26 protein-coding genes and 1 riboswitch are annotated in these 24,909 nt (G+C 74.7%); of the genes, 13 read left to right on the plus strand and 13 right to left on the minus strand.

The features are described 5' to 3' along the window. Both era and ACVMYR_RS15325 read left to right on the plus strand, forming a co-directional pair. Complete coding sequence (era, locus tag ACVMYR_RS15320) at positions 1 to 924, plus strand: GTPase Era (RefSeq protein ID WP_077938753.1); 924 nt, start codon at positions 1 to 3, stop codon at positions 922 to 924. A 156-nt stretch (positions 925 to 1,080) separates the two neighbouring features. Then, positions 1,081 to 2,268, plus strand: coding sequence for an acyltransferase family protein (locus ACVMYR_RS15325; RefSeq protein ID WP_077938755.1), 1,188 nt, complete (start codon positions 1,081 to 1,083; stop codon positions 2,266 to 2,268). Here the strand turns inward: ACVMYR_RS15325 and ACVMYR_RS15330 are convergent. Then, positions 2,255 to 3,079, minus strand: coding sequence for a DUF4097 family beta strand repeat-containing protein (locus tag ACVMYR_RS15330; RefSeq protein ID WP_077938757.1), 825 nt, complete (start codon positions 3,077 to 3,079; stop codon positions 2,255 to 2,257). The genes ACVMYR_RS15325 and ACVMYR_RS15330 overlap by 14 nt on opposite strands. A 101-nt stretch (positions 3,080 to 3,180) precedes the next feature. Between ACVMYR_RS15330 and recO the strand changes: the two genes are divergently transcribed. From recO to ACVMYR_RS15345, 3 genes are all read left to right on the plus strand, one after another. After that, positions 3,181 to 3,993 carry a DNA repair protein RecO gene (gene recO, locus ACVMYR_RS15335; protein WP_043966796.1) on the plus strand — a complete coding sequence of 271 codons (813 nt, stop codon included), beginning with the start codon at positions 3,181 to 3,183 and terminating at the stop codon, positions 3,991 to 3,993. Between the two features lie 32 nt (positions 3,994 to 4,025). Next, complete coding sequence (locus ACVMYR_RS15340) at positions 4,026 to 4,805, plus strand: isoprenyl transferase (RefSeq protein WP_457122293.1); 780 nt, start codon at positions 4,026 to 4,028, stop codon at positions 4,803 to 4,805. A 110-nt stretch (positions 4,806 to 4,915) separates the two neighbouring features. Next, entirely contained in the window at positions 4,916 to 5,101 is a 186-nt protein-coding gene (locus tag ACVMYR_RS15345) for a hypothetical protein (protein ID WP_077938759.1), read from the plus strand. 76 nt (positions 5,102 to 5,177) lie between these two features. Here the strand turns inward: ACVMYR_RS15345 and gndA are convergent, their stop codons facing one another. The 4 genes from gndA to ACVMYR_RS15365 form a co-directional block, all read right to left on the minus strand. Then, positions 5,178 to 6,623 carry an NADP-dependent phosphogluconate dehydrogenase gene (gndA, locus tag ACVMYR_RS15350; RefSeq protein ID WP_077938760.1) on the minus strand — a complete coding sequence of 482 codons (1,446 nt, stop codon included), beginning with the start codon at positions 6,621 to 6,623 and terminating at the stop codon, positions 5,178 to 5,180. A gap of 133 nt (positions 6,624 to 6,756) precedes the next feature. After that, positions 6,757 to 7,557, minus strand: coding sequence for an energy-coupling factor transporter transmembrane component T family protein (locus tag ACVMYR_RS15355; protein WP_077938761.1), 801 nt, complete (start codon positions 7,555 to 7,557; stop codon positions 6,757 to 6,759). A gap of 31 nt (positions 7,558 to 7,588) precedes the next feature. Next, positions 7,589 to 9,031 carry an ABC transporter ATP-binding protein gene (locus ACVMYR_RS15360; protein WP_457122078.1) on the minus strand — a complete coding sequence of 481 codons (1,443 nt, stop codon included), beginning with the start codon at positions 9,029 to 9,031 and terminating at the stop codon, positions 7,589 to 7,591. A 101-nt stretch (positions 9,032 to 9,132) separates the two neighbouring features. Beyond that, complete coding sequence (locus tag ACVMYR_RS15365; protein WP_431893480.1) at positions 9,133 to 9,723, minus strand: ECF transporter S component; 591 nt, start codon at positions 9,721 to 9,723, stop codon at positions 9,133 to 9,135. A gap of 69 nt (positions 9,724 to 9,792) precedes the next feature. After that, a riboswitch (TPP riboswitch) is annotated at positions 9,793 to 9,898 on the minus strand. A 322-nt stretch (positions 9,899 to 10,220) separates the two neighbouring features. Here ACVMYR_RS15365 and ACVMYR_RS15370 point away from each other — a divergent pair. From ACVMYR_RS15370 to ACVMYR_RS15400, 7 genes are all read left to right on the plus strand, one after another. After that, positions 10,221 to 11,162 (plus strand): permease, encoded by a 942-nt coding sequence (locus ACVMYR_RS15370; RefSeq protein ID WP_198956652.1) that lies wholly within the window; start codon positions 10,221 to 10,223, stop codon positions 11,160 to 11,162. Further along, positions 11,159 to 11,920, plus strand: a complete 762-nt coding sequence (locus ACVMYR_RS15375; RefSeq protein WP_457122079.1) for a TIGR03943 family putative permease subunit — start codon at positions 11,159 to 11,161, stop codon at positions 11,918 to 11,920. Before ACVMYR_RS15370 ends, ACVMYR_RS15375 begins: the two co-directional genes overlap by 4 nt. Before the next feature lie 29 nt (positions 11,921 to 11,949). Beyond that, positions 11,950 to 12,780 carry an alpha/beta fold hydrolase gene (locus tag ACVMYR_RS15380; protein WP_457122080.1) on the plus strand — a complete coding sequence of 277 codons (831 nt, stop codon included), beginning with the start codon at positions 11,950 to 11,952 and terminating at the stop codon, positions 12,778 to 12,780. Next, positions 12,777 to 13,649, plus strand: a complete 873-nt coding sequence (locus ACVMYR_RS15385; protein ID WP_457122081.1) for an aminoglycoside N(3)-acetyltransferase — start codon at positions 12,777 to 12,779, stop codon at positions 13,647 to 13,649. Before ACVMYR_RS15380 ends, ACVMYR_RS15385 begins: the two co-directional genes overlap by 4 nt. Next, positions 13,646 to 14,395: a sugar isomerase domain-containing protein gene (locus ACVMYR_RS15390; protein ID WP_457122082.1), complete on the plus strand. Its 750-nt coding sequence runs from the start codon at positions 13,646 to 13,648 to the stop codon at positions 14,393 to 14,395. The genes ACVMYR_RS15385 and ACVMYR_RS15390 overlap by 4 nt, the downstream gene beginning before the upstream one ends. Before the next feature lie 154 nt (positions 14,396 to 14,549). Beyond that, positions 14,550 to 15,053, plus strand: coding sequence for a DUF6328 family protein (locus ACVMYR_RS15395; RefSeq protein WP_043966805.1), 504 nt, complete (start codon positions 14,550 to 14,552; stop codon positions 15,051 to 15,053). A gap of 139 nt (positions 15,054 to 15,192) precedes the next feature. Continuing rightward, positions 15,193 to 17,250 carry an acyl-CoA dehydrogenase family protein gene (locus ACVMYR_RS15400; RefSeq protein ID WP_431893491.1) on the plus strand — a complete coding sequence of 686 codons (2,058 nt, stop codon included), beginning with the start codon at positions 15,193 to 15,195 and terminating at the stop codon, positions 17,248 to 17,250. Positions 17,251 to 17,262: 12 nt separating this feature from the next. Here ACVMYR_RS15400 and ACVMYR_RS15405 read toward each other — a convergent pair whose 3' ends face one another. Continuing rightward, the gene (locus ACVMYR_RS15405) at positions 17,263 to 17,433 is read right to left on the minus strand and encodes a hypothetical protein (RefSeq protein WP_176734065.1); all 171 of its coding nucleotides are present in this window, start codon (positions 17,431 to 17,433) and stop codon (positions 17,263 to 17,265) included. Positions 17,434 to 17,581: 148 nt separating this feature from the next. On the opposite strand from ACVMYR_RS15405, the gene ACVMYR_RS15410 reads away from it, so the two are divergent. After that, positions 17,582 to 18,781 carry a cellulose binding domain-containing protein gene (locus ACVMYR_RS15410; protein WP_457122083.1) on the plus strand — a complete coding sequence of 400 codons (1,200 nt, stop codon included), beginning with the start codon at positions 17,582 to 17,584 and terminating at the stop codon, positions 18,779 to 18,781. A gap of 9 nt (positions 18,782 to 18,790) precedes the next feature. Here the strand turns inward: ACVMYR_RS15410 and ACVMYR_RS15415 are convergent, their stop codons facing one another. The 7 genes from ACVMYR_RS15415 to ACVMYR_RS15445 all read right to left on the minus strand — a co-directional run bounded on the left by ACVMYR_RS15415 (position 18,791) and on the right by ACVMYR_RS15445 (position 24,816). After that, a complete protein-coding gene (locus ACVMYR_RS15415) occupies positions 18,791 to 20,248 on the minus strand; it encodes a cellulose binding domain-containing protein (RefSeq protein WP_457122084.1) in 1,458 nt (485 codons plus the stop codon). A 583-nt stretch (positions 20,249 to 20,831) separates the two neighbouring features. Further along, positions 20,832 to 21,437: a hypothetical protein gene (locus tag ACVMYR_RS15420; RefSeq protein WP_457122085.1), complete on the minus strand. Its 606-nt coding sequence runs from the start codon at positions 21,435 to 21,437 to the stop codon at positions 20,832 to 20,834. Positions 21,438 to 21,485: 48 nt separating this feature from the next. After that, positions 21,486 to 21,881 (minus strand): Fur family transcriptional regulator, encoded by a 396-nt coding sequence (locus ACVMYR_RS15425; RefSeq protein ID WP_043966806.1) that lies wholly within the window; start codon positions 21,879 to 21,881, stop codon positions 21,486 to 21,488. Next, positions 21,878 to 22,177, minus strand: coding sequence for an ArsR/SmtB family transcription factor (locus ACVMYR_RS15430; RefSeq protein WP_043966807.1), 300 nt, complete (start codon positions 22,175 to 22,177; stop codon positions 21,878 to 21,880). The genes ACVMYR_RS15425 and ACVMYR_RS15430 overlap by 4 nt, the downstream gene beginning before the upstream one ends. A gap of 43 nt (positions 22,178 to 22,220) precedes the next feature. After that, complete coding sequence (locus ACVMYR_RS15435; RefSeq protein ID WP_043966808.1) at positions 22,221 to 23,087, minus strand: metal ABC transporter permease; 867 nt, start codon at positions 23,085 to 23,087, stop codon at positions 22,221 to 22,223. Between the two features lie 2 nt (positions 23,088 to 23,089). Next, positions 23,090 to 23,851 carry a metal ABC transporter ATP-binding protein gene (locus ACVMYR_RS15440; RefSeq protein ID WP_396787697.1) on the minus strand — a complete coding sequence of 254 codons (762 nt, stop codon included), beginning with the start codon at positions 23,849 to 23,851 and terminating at the stop codon, positions 23,090 to 23,092. Beyond that, positions 23,848 to 24,816 carry a metal ABC transporter substrate-binding protein gene (locus ACVMYR_RS15445; RefSeq protein ID WP_077938771.1) on the minus strand — a complete coding sequence of 323 codons (969 nt, stop codon included), beginning with the start codon at positions 24,814 to 24,816 and terminating at the stop codon, positions 23,848 to 23,850. Before ACVMYR_RS15445 ends, ACVMYR_RS15440 begins: the two co-directional genes overlap by 4 nt. Positions 24,817 to 24,909 lie beyond the last annotated feature (93 nt).

The following is a 24,909-nucleotide window of genomic DNA, read 5'->3' on the forward strand; positions in this document are numbered from 1 at the left end:
GTGCGGGGAGGCCGGGCGGGCGACGTCGGCGGCGGCGGGGGAGCGCGCCCGTACCGGGCGGGATTCGCCTGCTTCGTGGGCCGGCCGAACGCCGGCAAGTCGACGCTGACCAACGCCATCGTCGGCACGAAGATCGCGATCACCTCGAACAAGCCGCAGACCACCCGGCACGTCATCCGGGCCGTGCTGCACCGGCCGGAGTCGCAGCTCGTCCTGGTCGACACCCCTGGGCTGCACCGCCCCCGCACGCTGCTCGGCGAGCGGCTCAACGACCTGGTCCGTTCCACCTGGAGCGAGGTCGACGTGATCGGCCTGTGCATCCCGGCCGACGAGCCGGTCGGCCGGGGCGACCGGTTCATCACCGGGGAGCTGGCCGAGCTGAAGGCCACCGTGCTGGCGGTGGTGACCAAGACCGACCTGGTGGACAAGAAGCGGCTGGCCGAGCAGTTGCTCGCGGTCAGCGAGCTGGGCGAGTTCGCCGCCGTGGTGCCGGTCAGCGCGGTCTCCGGGCACCAGCTCGACACGCTGGTCGACGTGATGACCGGTTACCTGCCCGAGTCGCCGCAGCTCTACCCGGACGACATGCTCACCGACGACCCGGAGCAGGTGCTGGTCGCCGAGCTGATCCGGGAGGCGGCCCTGGAGGGGGTTCGCGACGAGCTGCCGCACTCCATCGCCGTGGTGGTGGAGGAGATGATCCCCGAGGGCAACCTCATGAAGATCTACGCCGACGTGTACGTCGAGCGACCCAGCCAGAAGGCGATCGTGATCGGCCACCGGGCCAGCCGGCTCAAGGAGGTCGGCACCACCGCGCGCCGGCACATCGAGGAACTGCTCGGCACCCGCGTCTACCTGGACCTGCACGTCCGCGTGGCCAAGGACTGGCAACGCGACCCCAAACAACTCCGCAAACTGGGCTTCTAACCCCCACCCACCCACCCCGGCCCGGGGCGGGTGTTCCGGTTCTGGGCAGAAGGATGGCGTTTCTCACTTTCTAGGCGGCTTGCTGGGCGTTTTGCGGTGGGGGGTCGGAGGGTAGGGATCGACAGCTCCCCCCTGCCCCCGACCGGAAGCCGGCTGATGCGAAACCGGTACCTGGACCTGCTCCGTGCCCTGGCGATCGTCCGTGTCGTCGTCTACCACGTGACCGGATGGGCCACGCTGACCCTGGTCTTCCCGGCCATGTCGGTGATGTTCGCGCTCGCCGGTTCGCTGATGGCGGCGTCGCTGGACCGGTCCGGACCGTCGGCGGTACGCCGGCGGCTGCGCCGCCTGTTGCCCTCGCTGTGGGTGCTGGCCGCCGTCTTCGTCCCCGCCATGCTGCTCACCGGGCTGCCGCTGACACCGAAGGTGCTGCTGTGGGCGTTCCCGGTCGCCGACCCGCCGGCCAACTACTGGGGGGCGCTGGCGCTCAGCGTGATCTGGTATCTGCGCGACTACCTGTGGTTCGTGTTCGCCTCGCCCGTCGCGCTGTGGCTGTTCCGGCGGGCCCCGTGGCCCACCCTGCTCGCCCCGTACGCGCTGCTGGCCGCCATCGAGTTCGGACTGTTCCCCGCCGCGCCCACCGTGCTGCGGGAGTTCGGCCTCTACTTCGGCGCGTGGCTGCTCGGCTTCGCCCACCACGACGGCCTGCTGCGGCGTACGGCCAATCGGGTGCTGGTCCCGGTGGCGCTGGCCCTCGGCGTCGCCGGGGCGGCCTGGATCGCCACCCACCCCGGGTCGCGCGGGTACGACCTGAACGACATCCCGCTGGGCAACGCGTTGTGGTCGGCCGCGTTCATCCTCGTGGCGATCGGCCGGGCCCCGGCGTCGGCGGCCTGGGTGGACCGGTCCGCCGTGGCGGGCCGGGCGGTGACGGTGCTGAACCGGCGGGCGCTCACCGTCTACCTGTGGCACATGCCGTTCGTGGTGGCACTCACCCCGCTGGTCGACGTGGTCGGCTGGTCCCATCAGGACCCGGTGGGCCTCGCGATCCGGGTGGTGCTGGTCTTCGCGCTGGTCGGCGCGGTCACCGCGGCGGTCGGCTGGGTCGAGGACGTCGCCGCCCGCCGGCCCCCGGAGCTGTTCCCCGGTGGCGTTCGCCCCGTGCCGGCCCGAGGGACCGCCCCCGGCCGCCCCGTGCCGGCGGGCGGGGCTGACGCCGGCCGCCCCGTGCCGGCCGGCGCCCGCCCTGTGCCCGTCAGTCCCGCCCCGGCCGGCTACGACCGGGCGGTGCTGCCCGCGCCCCGCGCCCCCGAGGAACACACCCTCAAGCTCAGCGCGCGGTGACCGTCACGTTGCCGCTGTCGGCGGCCACGTCGAGCAGCAGCGACGCGCCCGGGTCGTCGACGATGCCCAGCTCGGCCTCGCCGGAGTCGACGTCCGAGCGCACCCGGTACCGGCCGGCGGGCACGACGAGCTGCACGTCGCCGCTGGCGGCGTGCGCCCGCACCGAGGCGGGGGCGGCCAGCTCGACGGTGACGTCGCCGGAATCGGTCTCGGCGTCCACCTGGCCGCCGAGGCGGCTGCCCGTGACGTCGCCCGACGAGGCGCGCAGGGTCGCCGGGCCGCGTACGTCGTCGACCTCGACGTTGCCGGAGCTGGCCTCGGCGCGGACCGCCCCGGTCGCCCGGGTGATCTCCAGGTTTCCCGAGTCGAGCCGGAAGTCCACCTCGCCGACCCGGCTCAGCGTCACGTTGCCCGACCCGGTCGCGCCGCTCACGGCGACGCCTTCCGGGGCGTTCACCTCATAGGAGATCGTGCAGCGGGAGCCGCAGTCGGTGTCGAGCACCAGCTCGTCGCCCCGGATCTCGTACCGGGCTTCGGGCTGGTCGCCGTGGTAGCGCAGCACCCGCTTGATCCGTACCTGGCCGGCGGGGCCGCCGCCGACGACCGTCACGTCGCCCGAGCCGGGCAGCACGGTGACCCGGGCGATCCGCGTCGACTCGACGTCGTCGAAGTCCAGCCGGCGCAGCGACAGGTTGTCGCACCCGGCGAGGAGGATCAGGGCGGCGACGGCCCCGACCGCGACGGCGCGGGCGGGGACGCCGCGGGTGGCGCGGGCGGGGCGGGTGGCGTGGGCGGTCGGGTGCGAGGCCATGGCCGGCACGCTACGGCCGGTCCGGCCCGCCGCGCATCGGGGATCACCCGCCGGGCACCCCGATTCGACCCTGATTCCGTGGGCCGGGGGAGAATGATCGGATGGCCGGGTACCGCCGACAGCTCTACCGCGACGACGCGGTGGTCCTGCGCGTGCAGAAGCTCGGCGAGTCCGACCGGATCATCACCCTGCTGACCCGCCGGCACGGGCGGCTGCGCGCGGTGGCCCGGGGGGTCCGCCGCACCACCAGCAAGTTCGGTGCCCGGCTGGAGCCGTTCGGCCACGTCGACGTGCAGCTCGCCGGCGACCCCAAGGGCAACACCGGCAGTTCGCTGCACAGCGTCAGCCAGGTCGAGGGGATCGACCTGTACGGCAAGCGGTTCCTCGGCGACTATCCGCGCTACACGGCGGCCAGCGCGATCGCCGAGACCGCCGAGCGGCTCACCCCGGTCGAGCGGGAGCCGTCGCTGCGGCTGTTCCAGCTCACCCTCGGCGCGCTCAAGTCGCTCGCCCGGGGCGAGCACGCCACCACGCTGGTGCTCGACGCGTACCTGCTGCGGGGGATGGCCCTGGCGGGCTGGGCGCCCGCGCTGACGGCCTGCGCCGTCTGCGGCACCCCCGGGCGGCACCGGGCGTTCTCCGTGCCGGCCGGCGGCGCGGTCTGCCCGGACTGCCGGCCCCCCGGCGCGGCCCACCCCGCCCCGGCGACCGTCGACCTGATGTCCGCGCTCACCACCGGCGACTGGGTGCTCGCCGACGCCACCGAGACCGGCGTACGCCGGGAGTGCAGCGGCCTGGTCGCGGCGCACCTGCAGTGGCACCTGGAGCGCGCGCTACGCTCGCTGCCGCTGGTCGACCGGGGTGGCCCGACGGCCGGCGGTGCCGCCGCCGTGGACAGGGGGAAGACCGAGTGATCCGATCGTTGAGGGCCGGCCGGCGTGAGCCGGTGCCGCCGACTCCGCACCCGTCGGGCGCCCGGCCCCCGGCGCTGCCGGCCGACGCGCTGCCGAAGCACGTCGCGATCGTCATGGACGGCAACGGCCGGTGGGCCAAGGAGCGGGGGCTGCCCCGCACCAAGGGCCACGAGCAGGGCGAGCACAGCCTCTTCGACACCATCGAGGGCGCGATCGAGCTGGGCATCCCCTACCTTTCGGCGTACGCGTTCTCCACGGAGAACTGGCGGCGCTCCCCGGACGAGGTCCGGTTCCTGATGGGCTTCAACCGGGACGTCATCCGTCGCCGCCGCGACCAGCTCGTCGAGCTGGGCGTGCGGGTCGTCTGGTCGGGCCGCGCCGGCCGGCTGTGGAAGAGCGTCATCTCCGAGTTGCAGACGGCCGAGGAGATGTCCCGGGGCAACTCGACGCTGACGCTGCAGTTCTGCGTCAACTACGGCGGGCAGGCCGAGATCGCCGACGCCGCCGCCGCGATCGCCCGCGACGTGGCGGCCGGCCGGCTCGACCCGGGCAAGGTCACCGAGAAGACCGTGGCGAAATACCTCTACCACCCGGAGGTCCCCGACGTGGACCTCTTCCTCCGCCCGTCCGGCGAGGAGCGGATCTCCAACTTCCTGCTCTGGCAGACCGCGTACGCGGAGCTGGTGTTCCTCGACACCCTGTGGCCCGACTTCGACCGCCGCCACCTGTGGTATGCGTGCGAGCTGTACGCCCAGCGGGACCGCCGGTTCGGCGCGGCGCTGCCCAACCCGGTCGCCCCGCCGCAGCCCTGACCGGCCGCAGCCCTGACGCCGCAGCCCTGACCGGCCCGTAGGGACGCTTACCGGCGTGGCCGGTGGGGTATCACCTCCGGCAACAGCCACGACGGCGGAGGTGAACCCACATGATTCAGAAGCGGATTGCCCAGTGGGCGGTCATGGCGGTCGCCGTGCCGCTGGCGGCGGCCGGCGCGCGCCGGCTCAGCCACACGCTGGAGGCCCGGCGCGGCCCGACCGGCGTGACCCGGATGCTGACCAGGGGCGCCGACCTGCTGCGCCCGCAGAAGGCGAAGCGCCGCCGGTTCTTCTGACCCGACCGGTTCTCCCCGACCCGACCGCGCCGGTGCCGCCCCCGAAGCTTCGGGGGCGGCACCGGCGCGTTGCGGCTCAGGCCTCCACTTCGGAGCGGCCCTCGGTGGCCCACAGGGTGTGGAACGAGCCGTCCCGGTCCACCCGGCGGTAGGTGTGCGCGCCGAAGTTGTCCCGCAGCCCCTGCAGCAGCGCGGCGGGCAGCCGCTCGGCGCGCAGGCCGTCGAAGTAGGCCAGCGACGACGAGAACGCCGGCGTCGGCACCCCGGCCCGCGCCGCGTCGACGACGACCCGCCGCCAGCTCGGCACGCCCGCGCTGACCGCCTCGGCGAAGTACGGCGCGACCAGCAGCGACGGCAGCTCCGGCTCGGCGTCGTACGCCTCCTTGATCCGGTCCAGGAAGCGGGCCCGGATGATGCAGCCGCCCCGCCAGATCGTGGCGGTGCCGCCCAGGTCGATGTCCCAGTCGTACTCGCTGCTGCCGGCGCGGATGTGGTCGAAGCCCTGCGCGTACGCGACGATCTTGCTGGCCAGCAGCGCGCGCCGCACGTCCTCGACGAAGGTGTCGCGGTCCTCGACCTGCCACTTCTCCCCGGCGTCGCCGAAGGCGCGGCGGGCGGCCTCGCGCTGGCCGGCGTGCCCGGACAGCGACCGGGCGAACGTCGCCTCGGCGATGCCGGTGATCGGGATGCCCAGGTCAAGCGCGCTCTGCACCGTCCAGCGGCCGGTGCCCTTCTGCTCGGCCTGGTCGAGCACCACGTCCACGAAGGCCCGGCCGGTCGCCGCGTCGGTGTGCCCGAGGACCTCGGCGGTGATCTCGATGAGGAACGACTCCAGCTCGCCGGTGTTCCACTCCCGGAAGATCTCCGCGATCTCCGCCGGGCTCGCCGACAGCCCCGCCCGCAGCAGGTCGTACGCCTCGGCGATGAGCTGCATGTCGGCGTACTCGATGCCGTTGTGGACCATCTTGACGAAGTGGCCGGCGCCGTCGGGGCCGATGTGCCGGCAGCACGAGGTGCCGTCCACCTGCGCGGCGATCTTCTCGAACATCGGGCCGAGCTTCGCGTACGACTCGGCGGAGCCGCCCGGCATGATGCTCGGCCCGAGCAGCGCGCCCTCCTCGCCGCCGGACACGCCGGTGCCGGAGAAGTGCAGCCCCTTGGCGCGCAGCGCCTCCTCCCGCCGCCGCGTGTCGGCGAAGTGGGCGTTGCCGCAGTCGACGATGATGTCGCCCTCGTCGAGCAGCGGCACCAGCTCGTCGATCACCGCGTCGGTCGGTGCGCCCGCCTTGACCATGATGATCACGGCGCGGGGGCGTTCCAGCGAGCCGACGAAGTCCGCCAGGGACTCGGACGGCACGAACGTCCCCTCGTCACCGTGCTCGGCGACCAGGCTGCGGGTCCGCTCCGGCGACCGGTTGTGCACCGCCACCGTGAACCCGTTCCGGGCCAGGTTGCGGGCCAGGTTCCGGCCCATCACCGCCAGCCCCGTCACGCCGATCTGCGCCGTCGCCTGTTGCGTCATCCGTACCCGCCACCTCTCGCGTCGCCTGTAGTGCTGCGACGGTATCGCGCCGCCCGCCGTACCGGGACCGGTGGTCGACGCGGTGTCACAGTGTGGTGGCGTCCGCCCCGCAGCCGCCGCCCTGATCTGCGGGTCAGCCGATCAGCGGGCGGAACGTGCCCAGGACGACGCTGACCGCCAGCGCCGCCCCGGCCAGCGCCGCCGCACCGGCGACCAGCAGCGCGTCGGCGGGGCCGAACCGCTGCCGCCGGGCGACCGTGCGCGGCGTGGCCGCGTCGAAGCCCCGGGCGTCCATCGCCACCGCCAGCCGGGTGCCCCGCCGGATCGCGCCGACCAGCAGCGCGAACGCCGTCGAGACGAACAGCCGCAGCCGGGCCACCGGGTTGCGGCCGGCGTCCACCCCGCGCGCCCGCCGGGCCATGCTGATCATCTGCCACTCCTGGCCGAGCAGCGGCACCAGCCGGAACGCCGCCAACGCGCCGATCGCGAAGCGGGCCGGGGCCTTTGCGTTCTGCACCAGCGCGTCGGCCAGGTCGGTCGGATCGGTGGTGGCGAAGACGATCACGCCGGGCAGCGCCACCGCGAGCATGCGCAGGGCCAGCCCGAGCGCGGTCAGCAGCACCCCGCTGGTGACCGCCACCGGCCCCGCCTCGACCAGGGTCCGGCCGGTGCGCTCGGCGGCGAACAGGACCAGGGTCACCACGATGCCGGCGGCGCTGAGCAGCAGCGGGGCGGCCCGGCGGGCGAGCACCCCGTACCGGATGCCGAACAGGGGCAGCACGGCCAGCTCGACGCCGATGGCGACGGCCGGCGCCACCGGGTCGAGGGTGGCGAGCAGGGTGAACGAGAAGACCAGCGCGGCGGCGACCTTCGCCACGGGGTTGCGCCGGGCCAGCGGGGCGCCGGGCACGGCCACCGGAGAGATGCTGATCACGCCGCCACCGCCCGGCGGTGCCCGGTGCCGGTCACGCCGCCACCGCGGCCGGGTCGCGGGTCAGGGTGAGCCGGCGGTCGGCCAGGGCCGCCACGAAGTCCGCGTCGTGGGTGACGGCGACGACGCCGTGCCCGCCGTCGCGCAGCTCGGCGAACAGGTCCACCAGCTCCAGCCAGGTGCGCCGGTCCTGGCCAAAGGTGGGCTCGTCGCAGACCAGCAGGCGGGGCGCGGTGGCCAGGGCCGTCGCCACGCTCAGCCGCCGCGCCTCCCCACCCGAGAGGGTGTACGGGTTCGCGCGCGCCAGCCGCGCCAGGCGCAGCCGGTCCAGCAGCCCGTCCACGGTGGCCCGGACGGCGGCCTCGCCGTGGCCGGTGCGGCGCGGCCCGAGGGCCAGCTCGTCGTAGACCGTGCCGGTGACGAACTGGTGCTCCGGGTCCTGGAAGACCGACCCGATCCGGCGGGCCAGGGCGGGCGCCCGCCAGCGGTGCGGCGCGGTGGCGGCGTCCCGCCCGGCCAGTTCCCGGGTCGCCTCGATCCGCCCCGCCCCGGGCCGCAGCAGGCCGCCGAGCAGCAGCGCCAGCGTCGACTTGCCCGCACCGTTCGGGCCGAGGACGGCGAGCGCCTCGCCGGCGCGTACCGCCAGGTCGGTCGGGGCGAGGCGGGGCGGCAGGCCGGCCCCGTCGGCGGTGAGCAGCGCCGCGCCGGGGGCGGCGGTGGCCCGCCGGGGCGGCACCGTCCGGCCGGGCACCCAGACCCCCTCGGCGGCGAGCGCGTCGCCGTGTGCGGCGAAGACGGCCTCCGGCGGCCCGTCGGCGCGGACGCCGCCGCCCGGCTCCAGCACCACCACCCGGTCGACCAGCGGCAGCGCCTCGGCGACCCGGTGCTCGACCAGGACCAGCGCGGTGTCGGCGGTGACGGCGTCGGCCACGGCCCGGCGGACCAGCGCCGCCCCGGCCGGGTCGAGGTTGGCGGTCGGCTCGTCGAGCAGCAGCAGCCCCGGCCGCGGGGCGAGCGCCCCGGCCAGCGCGAGCCGCTGCTGCTCGCCGCCGGAGAGGGCGGCGGTCGGGCGGTCCCGGTCGTACGGGAAGCCGACCCGGCGCAGCGCCTCGTCCACCCGGGGCCAGATCTCACCGGCGGGCACGCCCCGGTTCTCCAGCCCGAACGCGACGTCGTCGCCGCAGCGGGCCATCACGAGCTGGCTCTCCGGGTCCTGGAAGACGATGCCGACCCGGTCCCGGTCGGCGCGGGGGTCGACGCCGTCGACCTCGACGGTGCCCTCCTGCTCGCCCGAGTCGTCGGACAGCAGCCCGGCCAGCGCGGCCAGCAGCGTGCTCTTGCCGGCCCCGGAGGGCCCCAGCAGCAGCACCCGCTCGCTGGCCTCGACGCTCAGGTCCACCCCGCGCACCGCCCAGGCCCGCCGCCCGGCGTGCCGCCACCCGAACCCCCGCAACACCACCCGCGCCCGTACCGCCACGCCTCCCCGCCCCCTCCGCCGCCGTCGGTGATCAAGAGGTCTGCGTCAGGAGAGCGCGCTCAGCTGACGCAAACCTCTTGATCGACATGTGGAACCGCGCGCTAGATCGGGGTGCGGGCGCGGGCGGCGGGGAAGCGGTCCAGGGCGCCCGTGGTGAGCAGGGCGCGCAGGAGGGCCCACGCGCCCGCGCCCGCGATGACCGTGGCGCTGACCACGGTGAGCAGGGCGTACGGGAGGCGGTAGCCGGTCAGGTCGTACTCGGCGTTCCACACGAGGAAGTCGAACAGGGCGGCGCCGACGCCGGTGAGCGCCCCGGCGAGCAGCGCGGTCGGCAGCCGGAAGGAGCGGTAGCGGAACGCGGCGAACGCCAGCTCCGCGCCGAGGCCCTGGACCATGCCCTGCGGGATCACCGTGCCGGCCCACTGGCTGCCCAGCAGGGCGGACAGGACGGCGGCGACGGTCTCGCAGTACAGGGCCGCGCCCGGCTTGCGGATCACCAGGCCGCCGAGCACGGCCGGCATCAGCCAGACCCCGTAGAGCAGGGTCTGCGCGGGCGGGAAGAACGCGAACGCCCCCTCGGTGGCGCTCCAGACCAGGCCCCAGGCCCAGAAGATGACGCCGAAGGCGACGGCGATCACCGAGGCGACCACGATGTCGATCGTGCGCCAGCGGTTGCTGTCGGTGTGGTTCATGGTGGCTCCCAGTCCTTGACGAACCAGGAGAAGACGCACGCCGCGCCCGGTGCACCGGACGTCGACGCGGCTGGAGGTCGACCGAACTCCCTGCGCTGGCATTACCCAGATCAGGTTCGAGGGTCTGCGGGCGGTGCCCGCACTCTCAGCGCTGTGCGCTCCCCTGTCGGATGTGAAGTTGTCTCCCCGACGCTAACACCCGGGAAGATCACCGGGCAAAGTGATCTTTCCGCAGCTCACGAGGGAGGATCCCGGAACCCGGTCACCGCCGTTTCGGCGTCGTCCATCGACCCGGCCCGCTGGGCGCGATAGTGTCGCGCCGCCGAACCTCACCCGCCTCCAGGGAGCAGACCGTGGCGTCGACGACCGACAGCTCCGCGCCGCCCGCCGGCCCCGACGGGCGGGCCCCGGCGACGGGGCCGGGCGGCGGGGACAGGCCGGACGTACCCCGGGGGGAGGCGGCGTCGGGCGGGCCGCGACGGTCGCTCGGCGGCCGGATCGGCTCGGTCGAGGTGCTGGCCGCGCTGCTGGTCCTCCTGATCGTGTTCCGCGCGCCGCTGGCCGACGCGCTGTCCGCGCCCCGGCTGCAGACCTGGACGACGGTCTTCGTCTCGGTGCTGGTGCAGGCCGTGCCGTTCCTCGTCTTCGGGGTGCTGCTCTCGGCGGTGATCGCGGTCTTCGTGCCGCGCTCGTTCTGGGCCCGGGCGCTGCCCCGGCACCCGGCCCTCGCGGTGCCGGTGGCCAGCGCCGCCGGCGTGGTGCTGCCCGGCTGCGAGTGCGGTTCGGTGCCGATCGCCGGGTCGCTGATCCGGCGCGGCGTCACCCCGGCGGCGGCCCTGGCGTTCCTGCTCGCCGCCCCGGCGGTCAACCCGGTCGTGCTCGCCGCCACCGCCGTCGCCTTCCCCGGCGCACCGGAGATGGTGCTCGGCCGGGCGGTGGCCAGCCTGGTCGTCGCCATGGTCATGGGGTGGCTCTGGCTGCGGCTCGGCCGCGCCGACTGGATCCGGCTGCCGCGCCGGCCCGAGCTGGACGGGGCGTCGCGCGGCGCGGCCTTCTGGGCGGCCGTGCGGCACGACGTCGTGCACGCCGGGGGCTTCCTGGTCGTCGGCGCGATGGCCGCCGCCAGCATCAACGTGCTGGTGCCGGAGCGCTGGCTGCAGACCCTGGCCGACAAGCCGGTGCTGTCGGTGCTCGCCCTGGCCGTGCTCGCCGTGCTGCTGTCCATCTGCTCGGAGGCCGACGCCTTCGTCGCGGCGTCGCTGTCGCAGTTCTCCCTCACCTCCCGTCTCGTCTTCCTGGTGGTCGGTCCGATGGTCGATCTCAAGCTGATCTCGATGCAGGCCGGCGTCTTCGGCCGCCGGTTCGCGGTCCGGTTCGCCCCGGCGACGTTCGTGGTCGCCGTCGGGGTGGCCAGCCTCGCCGGGGCGGTGCTGCTGTGAACCGGCAGGCGCAGGCCGTCGTCCTGCTGCTGCTCGGCGGCGCGGTGGTCCGGGCCAGCGTCACCGACCTCTACCTGCGCTACGTCAAGGAGGGGCTGCGGCCGTTCCTGATCGCCGCCGGGCTCGTGCTGATCACCGCCGCCGTCATGACCCTGTGGTACGACCTGCGCCCCACGCCGCGCGGCGACGCCCACGGGGCCGACGACGGGCCCGGGCCCGGCGGGCACGCGGAGGACGACGACGGGCACGGGCACGGCCACCACGGGCCGCGCGTCGGCTGGCTGCTCCTGCTGCCCGTGCTCGGGCTGCTGCTGGTCGCCCCGCCGGCCCTCGGCTCGTACGCGGTGGGCCAGGCCGGCACCGCGCTCGCCGGCCAGCAGCAGTCGGACTACCCGCCGCTGCCGCCGGGCGACCCGGCCCCGGTCACCGTCCTCGACTACGCCTCCCGGGCCCTGTTCGAGCGGGGCGCGTCGATCGGCGAGCGGCGGGTCCGGCTCACCGGGTTCATCGCGCCCGGCCCCGACGGGCAGCCGATCCTCGCCCGAATGGTGCTCTCCTGCTGCGCCGCCGACGGCCGCCCCGTCAAGCTGGGCATGACCGGCGACGTGCCCCTGGGCCTGCCGCCCGACACCTGGGTCGAGGTCACCGGCCGCTACAGCGACCGGGTCGGGCGGGACCCGGTCAACGACGCCGAGATCCCCTACCTCGCCGTGGAGTCCTGGCGGGAGGTGCCCGCCCCGAGAAACCAGTACGAGTGACCGGCCCCGGCCTGGGTAGGCTGCCGATCATGCGGGTCGACGCGCGAGGGTTGACGTTCGAGGTGCACGCCGGCGGGCCGGCCGACGGCGAGCCGGTGCTGCTGCTGCACGGTTTCCCCCAGCACAGCGGCGAGTGGGACGAGGTCACGCCGGCGCTGCATGCCGCTGGGCTGCGCACGTACGCGCTCGACCAGCGCGGCTACTCGCCCGGCGCCCGGCCGGCGGAGGTCGAGGCGTACCGCATTCCCGAGGTGGTCGCCGACGCGGCGGCGGTGCTCGACGCGCTGGGCGTCGACGCGGCCCACGTGGTGGGGCACGACTGGGGCGCGATCGTCGCCTGGGGGCTGGCCGCCGCCCACCCCGACCGGGTGCGCACCCTCACCGCCGTGTCGGTCCCGCACCCCGCCGCGATGGCCCACGCGCTGGCCACCGACGCCCGCCAGAAGGCCCGCTCGTCGTACATGGCCCTGTTCCGCAAGCCCGGCACGGCCGAGAAGGTGCTGCTGGCGTTCCGGGCCGCCGCCCTGCGCCGGCTGCTCGGCGATGTCGGCGACGCCGCCCGGGTCGCCCGGTACGCCGACCCGATGCGCGCCCCGGGCGCGCTGACCGCCGCCCTGAACTGGTACCGCGCGATGTCCGGGAAGGACCTCGCGGCGGTCGGGCCGGTGTCGGTGCCGACCACGTACGTGTGGAGCGACCGGGACACGGCGGTCGGCCGGGTCGCCGCCCGGGCCTGCGCCGCCCACGTGACCGGCGACTACCGCCCCGTCACGCTGGCCGGGGTGTCGCACTGGATCCCCGACGCCGCGCCCGGCCCGCTGGCCGAGGCGATCCTGGCCCGCACGGCCACGGCCCGATGACGCCGGCACCGGCCGTCCGGCCGCACACCCGCGCCTCGCTCGCCGCGCAGCTCACCGACCTGGGGGTACGCCCGGGCACGGTGGTGCTCGTGCACGCCGGGCTGAAGGCGCTCGGGTTCGTCTGCGGCGGCGCGCAGGCGGTGGCGCTCGCGCTGCGCGACGTGCTCGGCGAGCGGGGCACGGTCGTGGTGCCTACCCACACGCCGGAGAACAGCGACCCGGCCGAATGGACCAACCCGCCGGTGCCGGCGCAGTGGTGGCCGGTGATCCGGGCCGAGACGCCCGGCTTCGACCCGGCGGTCACCCCGAGCCGGTTCATGGGGGCGCTGGCCGAGACCGTCCGGGGCTGGCCGGGTGCCCGGCGCAGCGACCACCCGCAGGTCTCCTTCGCCGCCCTCGGGCCCGCCGCCGAGCGGATCGTGGCCGGGCACCGGCTGGCCGGCATGCTCGGCGAGGACTCGCCGCTGGGCCGGCTCTACGACGCCGACGCCGACGTGCTGCTGCTCGGCGTCGGCCACGACTCGAACACGTCGCTGCACCTGGCCGAATACCGGCAGCCCGCCCCGCCGAGGCGACGGGAGGGCGCGGCGGTGCGGACCCAGGACGGCGGCCGGCGCTGGGCGGGGTGGGACGACATCGTGCTCGACGAGAGCGACTTCCCCCGGCTCGGGGCGGCGCTGGAGGCGACCGGCGCGGTGCGGGTCGGCCCGGTCGGCGACGGGACGGGGCGGCTGATGCGCCAGCGGGTCGCGGTCGACTTCGCGGTGGACTGGTTGGCCCGCCACCGGGCAACGGTGGCCGGCGGCCGGACAAGGAGCGACGGGACCGGCGAGACGCCGGACGGCAGCCGGGGGACGGAGGACGCATGACGGTCAGCGCCGAGGACTACCTGGCGGTGGTGACGGAGACGATCGGCCGGGTGTCGGCCAGTCAGCGGGAGGCGGTGGGCCGGGCGGCCGACCTGATCGCCGACGCGCTGCGCGCCGACGGGGTGGTCCACGCGTTCGGCACGGGCCACTCCGAGGCCCTCGCCATGGAGATCGCCGGCCGGGCCGGCGGCCTGGTGCCGACCAACCGGATCGCGCTGCGCGACGTGGTGCTGCGCGGCGGGGCCCCGGTCGACGTCCTGGGCCCGCTGCTGGAGCGGGATCCGGCGGTGGCCCACCGCCTCTACGAGCTGGCCCCGGTCCACCCGGCCGACGTGTTCGTGGTGGCCTCCAACTCCGGGGTCAACGGGGCGATCGTGGAGTTCGCGGCGCTGGTGACCGGGCGGGGGCACCGACTGGTCGCCATCACGTCGGCGCAGCACTCGGCGCGGATGGCGTCCCGGCACCCGTCGGGGCGCAAGCTGGCCGACTTCGCCGACGTGGTGCTGGACAACGGCGCACCGTACGGCGACGCGACCCTGCCGCTGCCCGGCGGCGGCGCGGTCGGCGCGGTCTCCTCGATCACGGCGGCCCTGCTCGCGCAGCAGGTCACCGTCGAGGTGGTGGCCCGGCTGCTCGCGGCGGGGGAGCCGCCCCCGGTCTACCTGTCGGCCAACATCGCCGGCGGCGACGCGCACAACGACGCCCTGGAGGCCCGGTACGCGGGCCGGATCCGCCGGGGGGCGTGACCGCTTCCGATCGGGCCCGGCCGCGCCCCGCCGCGCCCCGCCGTCCCGCGCGGGCGCGGGCGTGAATGGGTTTCGTCGTCGATCCGATCGGGCAATGGCGATGCTGCCGGCGGGCCGCACCCGCCGGCAGTACCGTCGCCCCCGGAGGTAACGCGTGTCCAAGGAAACCGAGCGGCAGCGCTGGCAGCGCAACTTCGCCGACCTGCTCCAGGAGCTGCGGGTCGCGCAGACCGGTGTGCAGATCCTCTTCGCCTTCCTGCTGACGCTGCCGTTCAGCAACGGTTTCACCAGGACCAGCGACTTCCAGAAGGACGTCTACATCGTCGCGCTGCTGTCGGCCGCCGCCGCCACCGCGATGATCATCTCCCCGGTGGCCTTCCACCGGGCGCTGTTCCGGCAGGGCCGCAAGCCGGAGCTGGTCCGCTTCGCCCACCGGATGGCCAGCGGCGGGCTCGCGTTCATGCTGGTCTCGATGGTCAGCGCGGTTTTGCTGATCACCGACTTCGTGCTGGACCGGGGCATCGCGTTCGTGCTCACCGCGGTCACCGCCGTGTGGTTCCTGACCTTCTGGGTCTTCCTGCCGTTCGCCCGCCGCAACTGGGGCGAGGACGACATCGACGACGACGATGACGACCCGCAGACGCTGACGGGCGACTGACCGCGCCCGCTGCGACCAGCGGCGACGCTGTCGGAAATCCGAAGTGCACGCGACGCTACCCCTGGGTAACAACCGGGGGTAGCGTCGCTTGTGAGTCGAGCACGTCGACGCATCCGGACCGAGGTTCGAGGAGGCAGCCGTGACCACGACGCAGAACAGCCGACCCGCGCCCGACCCGGCGGAGGGAGCCACGCCGGGCGCCGGCCCGCAGCCGGCGCAGGCGAGCGCGGCGGCGGACGACGCCGGCCCGACGCCGGCCCAGGGAAGCACCGGGCCGCTGCCGGCGGAGGCCGGGCAGGTGTCCGAGAAGGAGGCCCGGCAGGTCGCCGAGGCGGCCCGCGAGTCGGCCTGGGACCGGCCCAGCTTCGGCAAGGAACTGTTCCTCGGGCGGTTCCGGCTCGACCTGATCCACCCGTGGCCGCGCGCCGATCCGGCCGAGGACGCCCGCGCCGAGGAGTTCCTGGGACGGCTGCGCGCGTACCTGGCCGCCGAGGTCGACGGCGCGGCGATCGAGCGGGACGCCCGCATCCCCGACGAGGTGTTCCGGGGCCTGGCCCGGCTCGGCGCGTTCGGCATGAAGATCGACCGGAAGTACGGCGGGCTCGGGCTGAGCAACCTGCACTACTGCCGGGCGCTGATGCTGGCCGGCTCGGTCAGCCCGGCGATCGGCGCGCTGCTGTCGGCGCACCAGTCGATCGGCGTGCCGCAGCCGCTCAAGATGTTCGGCACCGCCGAGCAGAAGCAGCGCTTCCTGCCCCGGCTCGCCGCCGGCGAGGTGTCGGCGTTCCTGCTCACCGAGCCCGACGTCGGCTCCGACCCGGCGCGGCTGGCGACCACCGCCGAGCCGACCGCCGACGGCACCGGCTACCGGCTCAACGGGGTGAAGCTCTGGGCCACCAACGGCACCGTGGCCACGCTGCTGGTGGTGATGGCCCGGGTGCCGGCGACGCAGGGGCGGCGCGGCGGGATCACCGCGTTCGTCGTCGACGGCGACGCCGAGGGCATCACCGTGGAGCGGCGCAACGAGTTCACCGGTCTGCGCGGCCTGGAGAACAGCCTCACCCGGTTCCACGACGTGTTCGTGCCGGCCGAGAACGTCATCGGCGGCGAGGGCAAGGGCCTCAAGATCGCCCTGACCACCCTCAACACGGGGCGGCTCTCGCTGCCGGCGATGTGCGTCGGCGCGGGCAAGTGGTCGCTGAACGTGGCCCGGGAGTGGGCCGCCGACCGCGTCCAGTGGGGCCGGCCGGTGGGCGAGCACGAGGCGGTGGCCCAGAAGCTCGCCTTCGTCGCCGCCACCACGTACGGCATGGAGACGATGCTCGACCTGTGCTGCCTGCTCGCCGACGACGACCGCAACGACATCCGGATCGAGGCGGCGCTGGTCAAGCTGTACGCCAGCGAGATGGCCTGGAAGATCGGCGACGAGCTGATCCAGATCCGGGGCGGGCGCGGCTACGAGACCGCCGACTCCCTGGCCGCCCGGGGCGAGCGCCCGGCGGCGGTCGAGCAGATGCTGCGGGACCTGCGGATCAACCGCATCTTCGAGGGCTCCACCGAGATCATGCACCTGCTGATCGCCCGCGAGGCCGTCGACGCCCACCTGTCCGTGGCCGGCGACATCATCGACCCGGACGCCGGGCTCGGCCGCAAGGCGAAGGCCGGCGCGCGGGCGGGCGCGTTCTACGCGCGGTGGCTGCCGACCCTCGCCGTCGGCCGGGGGCAGACCCCGACGGCGTACGCGGAGTTCGGCCCGCTCGCCGGGCACCTGCGCCAGGTAGAGCGGTACAGCCGCAAGCTGGCCCGGTCGACGTTCTACGCGATGTCCCGCTGGCAGGGGAAGATGGAGCGCAAGCAGGCGTTCCTCGGCCGGGTGGTGGACATCGGCGCGGAGCTGTTCGCGATGAGCGCGGTCTGCGTCCGGGCGTACGCGGAGAAGGACACCCGCCCGGAGAACGTCGAGCTGGCCGACCTGTTCTGCCGCCAGGCGCGGCTGCGGGTCGACGCCCTGTTCACGGGCCTGTGGGCCAACACCGACTCGGTCGACGTGGCGGCGGCGCGGCGGATCCTCGCCGGTCGGTACGCCGCCCTGGAGGACGGGGTGATCACGCCGCCGGCCGACCTGCCCTGGGTGGCCCGCTGGACGCCGGGCCCGTCCACCGCCGACGACGTCCGCCGCCGCATCCCGCCGGAGTGAAAGGCGGGCCGGTCAGCGGGAAGCGATCGCCCAGGCCAGCACGGCCGCCAGGATGAGCCCGTTGAGCAGCGCCAGCACCAGGTACGCCTGCGGCGGGATCTTGCGGCCCCGCTTGACGAAGCTCACCAGCACGGCGGCGTACGCCAGCAGCAGCACGGCGACGACGATCAGGAAGTAGAGCACCGCCCCACCCTAGACGAGCGGCTCGGCGGCCGGCCGGCGGTCGGCCGCCGAGCTGGGCCGGGCGGCGGGCACGGCCGGGTAGCATGCGCGTATGAATCGAATCTCATCAATCAATAAGTGGGGCGCGGCGTATCGGCGTGCCGTCGGGGTGGTCGCGATCGCGCTGGCTGTCCTGGCGGGCGGGGTGGCCGTCGCGGCCGGGGCCGCCACCGCAGCGGCCACCGGCTGCCGGGTCGACTACAAGGTCACCAGCGAGTGGCAGGGCGGCTTCGGCGCGGACGTCACGATCACGAACCTCGGCGACCCGGTCTCCGGCTGGACGCTCACCTGGTCCTTCGCCACCGGGCAGCGGGTCACCCAGGCGTGGAACGCCACCGTCACCCAGAGCGGGTCGGCGGTCAGCGCGAGGGACGCCGGCTACAACGGCTCCATCGGCACCAACGCCAGCGTCAGCTTCGGCTTCAACGGCGCGTGGACCACCGCCAACCCGGTGCCGACGGCGTTCTCGCTCAACGGGCTGCCGTGCACCGGCGCGCCGACCGCCACGCCGTGCGCGCCGCCGTCCACCCCGTCGTCGCCGTCGGCCACCCCGTCCCGTACGCCGACCCCGACGCCCTCCACGCAGGCCCCCGTCACCGTCTGGCTGGCCGGCGACTCCACGGTCGCCAACCCGTCCTCCAGCGGTGCCTGCCCGGTCGGCTGGGGCAACCAGTTCGGCCAGTACCTCAACGCCAACGCGACCGTGGTGAACAGCGCGGTCGGCGGGCGCAGCATCCAGACCTGGCTGTACGACCCGAACGTCACCACCACGAAGAACTCGGCCGGCGAGTGCGTGGTCAGCCCGGAGACGTACTCGACCCGCTGGCAGGCCATGCTGAACTCCGGCACCGGGATGAAGGCCGGCGACTACCTGTTCATCCAGTTCGGCATCAACGACGGCGACCCCAACTGCAACCGGCACGTCGGCTCCGCGCGGTACAAGCAGCTGCTCGGCGTGATGGCCAACGCGGCCAAGCAGCGCGGCGCGCGCCCGGTCTTCCTCACCCCGGCCGCCGCGATCACCTGCTCGGGCAGCACCGCCGTCGGCAACCGGGGCTTCCTCACCGAGACGTTCGACGCGGGCGCGGCCAACAACGTGCCGGTCATCGACCTGCACCGGCTGAGCTACACGCTGTACAACCGGCTCGGGCTGTGCCCGAACAACGGCGACTACGGCTCGGGTGCGGTGGGCGCGTTCTTCTGCAACGACCACACGCACTTCGAGGCGGCGGGTGCCCGGCAGATCGCCGGCGTGGTCGCCACCGCGCTGCGCGACCAGCAGATCGGCCTGGCGGCCTACCTGCGCTGACGCGAGCGGTCAGGAGAGCGCGCAGGCGGCGCCGTTGAGGGTGAACGCGGTCGGCCGGGTGTTCGCGCCGGGGGTGTCGGCCAGGAAGCCGAAGCTCACCGTCGCGCCGGCCGCGATCGTGCCGTTCCAGCTGGCGTTGGTCGCCCGCACGGTGCCGCCGCTCTGCGCGTAGCTCGCGTTCCACGCCTGGCTGATCCGCTGGCCGTCGGCGAACGTCCACTGCACCGTCCAGCCGTCGACCGGCGCGGTCCCGGTGTTGCGGACGGTGACCTCGCCCTGGAAGCCGCCCTGCCACTGGCCGGTGACCGCGTACCCGACGGAGCAGCCGGTCGTGCCCGCAGGCGGCGTGGTTGCCGGCGGCGTGGTTGCCGGCGGGGTCGTGGCGGGCGGGGTGGTGGCGGGCGGGGTGGTGGTGCCGGGCGTCGGGGTGGTGGCCAGCTTCGCGGCGACGATCGGGGCGAGCCGGGCCGCGATCGCCCGGTGGCCGGCGTCGTTCGGGTGCACCGAGTCGCTCAGCCCGTCGGCCGGCAGCCACCCGGTGGTGTCCACGTAGAACACGTTGCGGTCGCCGCCGCCGGTCACCGTCGCGATGGCGGCGGCGGTCTCCGCGGCGTACCGGCCGCTGAAGGTACGCAGCGCGAAGATCGCCGCGCGCGGGTACTTCCCCCGCACGGTACGGATGAACGTGGCGTACTGGCTCTGGAAGTCCGCGCCGCTCACCCCGTGGCCGCGGTCGTTGGTGCCCAGGTTGATCACGACGGCGTCGGCCTGGTAGCGGCTGAAGTCCCAGTTCGGGCTGGTGGCCGCGTACCCGGTCTTGAGGAACTGCGCGGCCACGCTGACGCAGCCGTCGGCGGTGGCCACCAGGCAACCCCCGCCGTAGCCGAGCTGGGTGTGCTCGGTGCCGAGCTGCTCGCCGGTCAGCCAGCCGTACGCGGTCAGCGCCACCCGCGACGACGTGGTGCCCAGCGTGATGGAGTCGCCGACGAACTCGATCAGCCGGGGCCGCACCGGGGTCGGCAGGGTGGTCGCGCCCGCGTCGAGGGTCAGCCCCTGGAACACCGCGTCCCCGGTGTACGAGCCGCCGACCACCCGGTACGACACCAGCAGCGTGTGGTTGCCGGCGCGCAGCGGGGCGGGGGTCAGGTTGACGGTCCCGCTGACGTTGGTCAGGTACGTGAAGTCGGCCCCGTCGATGCTGTAGTAGAGGTCGATGGTGCGGCGTTGCCGCAGCTTGACCGTGGTGCCGGTGAACCCGGTCTTCAGGTAGGCCCCGGCCCAGTTCGGCACGTACGCGGTGCTGTTGCTCTTGTCCCAGCGGCCGACGAACGCGATGTTCGGGTCCGTGGGCGAGCCGTCACCGGTCGCCGCCCGTGCCGGCGGCAGCCCGAGGAGCGTGGCGGCGAGCATCGCCACCACGCCGACGGCGCCGGCCGCGACGATCGACCGCCTGCGAGACACGGACATGGGTCGCTCCCTCCCGGCGCCCCGGCACCGGCATAGGGCAGGCACCCCAAGGCAAACGTATCGACGCCTATCTAATCCTCTTCCTCCGGTGCGCACAACCACGGCGGGCGCGGCAGGCGCGACGGTCGTGGCGGCGCTCGCGGGCTGGCCCGCGTGGCGGTTGCCCTGCGTCACGGTCGTGGCTTCTCCGAGGCCGCCGGTCGTCCTGACCCTGCGTCACGACCTTGCCGCCCCCGACACGTCTCGTCGCCCCCTTTGCTCTGCACCCATCCACGCAACACCTGAGTTGAGCAGCCACTCGGCAAGATCACGGATCGCGCCGACGGAGCGGCGTGTGGTCGCGCTGCGTGAGTGCTGCGCATGTGGGTGCAGAGCAAAGGGTGTGGAGGGGGCGGCGGCGTCGGGGCGGCGAGTCACGTGGCGTCACGTGCCGCCGGACGTCGGCGCGGCGGGGCAGACCCTACGCGCGCCGGTGCGACCGGCAGGCCCGCCGGTCCGTCCGACGCCCGCCGGTGCGCTCCGGCGGGCCCGGCAGGCCCCACGTTCGCCGGTGCGCTCCGGCAGGTCCGGCAGGCCGGGCCGGTCAGCGGCCCGTGCGCAGGCCTAGTCGGCGCAGCTCCAGCGCCGCGAGCGCGTCGACGGTGGCGTCGTCGCCGCGCCGCCACGCCTCGGCCACGTCCGGGGCGATCCGGGCCAGCTTCCCCAACGGCTGTCCGGCCAGCGCCCGCAGGGCCAGCAGGTCCCGGCCGGCGGGGCCGGTGGCCAGCGCCTTCGCCGAGGCGGCCCGGCGCATCCAGCGCAGCCGCAGCGGCAGCCAGCCGAACAGCACCAGGCCGAGCGGGAAGACCAGCACGGCGATGCTGAGCGCCAGCGCGAGCTGACCGACCAGCTCCTGCTGGTCGCGGCCCGCCTCGGCGACGGCCCGCGCCGCGTCGGCGGCCTTCGTGAACGGGGCGGTCAGCTCGTCGCCGACCAGCGGCACCCGGCCGACCTTGCCGCCGGCCTCGGCCAGGTTGTCGGCCAGGCCGCCGCCGGCCCCCTCCAGCTTCTGCCCCGGTACGGCGAGCTTCTCCACCAGGTCGTGCACCCAGAGGGCGAAGCGGATCGCGGCGTACACCCAGGCGAGGACGAGCAGGTCGGTGAGCAACTGACGGGCGGCGGTCGGGAAGCGATCGGCGTAGATTTTCACGCCGCACAGCGTGCCACGGCCGCCCCGGCTGGGCACGGGTCGGAATTGTCAGCCGGTGCAGGCCGGGCAGGTGCCGAAGATCTCCAGGGTGTGGCTGACGTCGGCGTACCCGTGCTGCGCCGCCACCCGCTCCGCCCAGGCCTCCACGGTCGGCCCCGCGACCTCGACCGTGCGGCCGCAGACCCGGCAGACCAGGTGGTGGTGGTGGCCCTCGCTGCACCGCCGGTAGAGGTGCTCGCCGCCCGGCGGGCGCATCACGTCGATCTCACCCGCGTCGGCCAGCCCCTGCAGCGTGCGGTAGACGGTGGTCAGCCCCACCCGCTCGCCGCGCTCGCGGAGCATGGCGTGCAGGTCCTGCGCACTGTGGAAGCCCTCCACCTCGCCCAGCAGCGCGCTCACCGCGGAGCGTTGCCGGGTGTTCCGGACGGCGGTGCCTTCGCTCATGATGCCTCCCCGGCGTGACTGACCGCGTCGGCCACGATGTGCGCGACGTGCTCGTCGACCAACGCGTACGCGATCTCGCGGCCACGCCGGGAGCCCCGGACCACGCCGGCCCCGCGCAGCACCCGCAGGTGCTGGGAGACCAGCGGCTGGGCGGCCCCGAGCTTCTCCACCAGCTCGTGCACGCACCGTTCACCCTGCGCCAGCTCGCTCACGATCGCCAGTCGGATGGGGGCCGAGAGCGCGCGCAGCAGCTCACCGGCGCCCTCGTAGGCCTCGTACCCTGATCCGCTGGTCACTGGATAACGGTAACCAATCCCGCCGACACGCCGGGGCGCAGGATCAACGAAGTACCACCTCGTGGGGTTCCGGGGCCGGCGTGCCGGCCTCCGCGCGTCGGCGGCGCAGTGCCCGCCAGGCCGCCGCGACGACCGCCACCGCGAGGAAGGAGGCGATCGCCAGCAGCACCACGGACGCCCCGGGCGCGGTGTCGGCGTTGGCGGCCACCCACACGCCGGAGCCGGCGGCGAACAGCCCGAGCGCCATGGCCGCCGTCATCGTGGCGCGGAACCCCCGGGTGACCTGCTGGGCGGTGGCCACCGGGACCACCATCAGCGCGCTGATCAACAGCACCCCCACGGCCCGCATGGCGATCGTCACGGTGACCGCGGTGCCGACCGCCAGCAGCAGGTTCAGCGCCCGCACCGGCAGGCCGGCGACCCGGGCGTACTCCTCGTCGTGGCAGACCGCGAACAGCGCCGGGCGCAGCGCCAGCATGGTGACCAGGATCGCCGCCCCGAGCACCACGATGGTGGTCAGATCCTGCGGCGAGATGGTGGTCAGCGACCCGAACAGGTACGCGTTGAGGTTGGCGCTGGTGGCGTCGGAGAGCCCCACCAGCATCACCCCGCCGGCGATGCCGCCGTAGAACAGCAGCGCCAGCGCGAGGTCGCCGGAGGTGCGGCCCCGGGCCCGGACCAGCTCGATGGCGACCGCGCCGAGCGTCGCCACGACCACCGCCACCAGCACGGGGGAGCGGTTGAGCAGCAGCCCCGCGCCGACCCCGGTCAGCGCCACGTGCCCCACCCCGTCGCCGATCAGCGCCAGCCGGCGCTGCACCAGGTAGATGCCGAGCGCCGGAGCGGCCAGGCCGATGACCAGCGCGCCGATCAGGGCCCGCTGCATGTACGGGTACTGGAAAAGCTCCATGCTCAACTGCTCCACAGCCCTGCGGGCTCGTCGGGTGCGTGCGGGTGTACGTGGTCGTGGTCGGGGTCGGCGTGGTGCCCGGCCGGTTCGGGGACCGCCCCGTCGTGCGCGATCCCGCCCTGGTGCACCACCACGGCGCGGCTGATCAGCGGGCGCAGCGGCCCCAGCTCGTGGGCGACCAGCAGCACCGTCCCGCCGCCGTCGAGGAAGCCGCGCAGCGCCCCCGCGAACGCCTCCTGGCTGGCCGCGTCGACCCCGGCGGTCGGCTCGTCGAGGACCAGCAGCTCCGGCTCGCCGGCCAGCGCCCGGGCGATCAGGGTGCGCTGCTGCTGCCCGCCGGAGAGGGTGGCCACCGGGTCGCCGGCCCGGTCGGCCAGGCCCACCGACGCCAGCGCGGCGTCGACCGCCACCCGGTCGGCCCGCCCCGGCGGGCGCAGCACGCCCCGGCGGGCCAGCCGGCCGGAGGCGACCACCTCGCGGACCGTGGCGGGGACCCCGCCGCCCGCGCCGAGCCGCTGCGGGACGTACCCGATGCGTTTCCACTGCCGGAACCGGCGCAGCGGGGTGCCGAACAGCGAGACGGACCCGGAGTGCAGCGGGACCAGCCCGAGCACCGCGCGGATCAGGGTGGACTTGCCGGAGCCGTTGGCGCCGAGAATGGCGACGACCTCGCCGGTGTCGACGGCGAGGGAGACGTCCCGCAGCACGGGGCGGCCGTCGTAGCCGACCACCCCGTGCGCGACGGTGATGACAGGTTCGGTCACGAGCAGCTCAACGCCGTCCTCAGGGTCTGCAGGTTGGTGCGCATCACCGAAAGGTAGTCCTGCCCGCCGCCGTCGGCCGACAGCCCCTCCAGCGGGTCGAGCACCGCCGTCTTCGCGCCGACCTCGCGGGCGATGGTCTCGGCGACCTTCGGGCTGACGAGGGTCTCGAAGAAGATCGTGGTCGCGCCGTGCTCCCTGGCCTCCTTCGCCACCTCGGCGAGGCGCTGCGGGGACGGCTCGGTCTCCGGGGTGAGCCCGGTGATGCCGACCTGTTCGAGCTGGTAGCGCTCGGCCAGGTAGCCGAAGGCGGTGTGGCTCACCACGATCTCCCGCCGCTGGCAGGTCTTCAGCCCGGCGGCGAAGTCGGCGTCCAGCTTCTCCAGCTCGGCGCGCAGGGTCTTCGCCCGCGCGGTGTAGTCGGCGGCGTGCTCCGGGTCGGCCTTGCCGAGCCGCTCGGCGAGCTGGTCGGCGACGCCGGCCAGCCGGGTCGGGTCGAGCCACAGGTGGGGGTCCCTGCCGCCGGTGTCCTCCTCGTCGGCGTGCTCCTGCTGGCCCGCGCCCTCGCCCTCGTGGTCGTGCCCGCCCGCGCTCGCGGCCAGCAGTGGCTGCACCCCGGCCACGTCGAAGGCCCGGTCGCCGCCGCTCTGCGCGATCGCCTCGTCCACGGCCGGCTGGAAGCCCTTGAGGTAGACGACCAGCTCGGCCTGGTTGACCTCGCCGACCTGGCTCGGGGTGAGCTCCAGGTCGTGCGGCTCGGCACCGGGCTTGGTCAGGTTGGTGACCCGGACCGCGTCGCCGCCGACCCGCTCGGCGACGAACTGCAGCGGGTAGAAGGCGGCGGCCACGTCGACCCGCTGCGGGTCGGCGCCGGTCGTGCCGTCGTCGGAGCAGGCGGTGGCGGCGCCGAGCGCGACCAGGGCGGTCGCGGCGGCCAGGACACGTACGGTGGGGCGGCGGAGCATCATGCCCCCAACTCTCCGCGATAACGAAATTGATTGTCAAAAACGCATGCTTGCATGCGAGTGGCTCTTCTGCTAGTGCCGACTCCGCTGTCGGCG

The sequence above is a fragment of the Micromonospora sp. PTRAS2 genome (assembly GCF_054052245.1).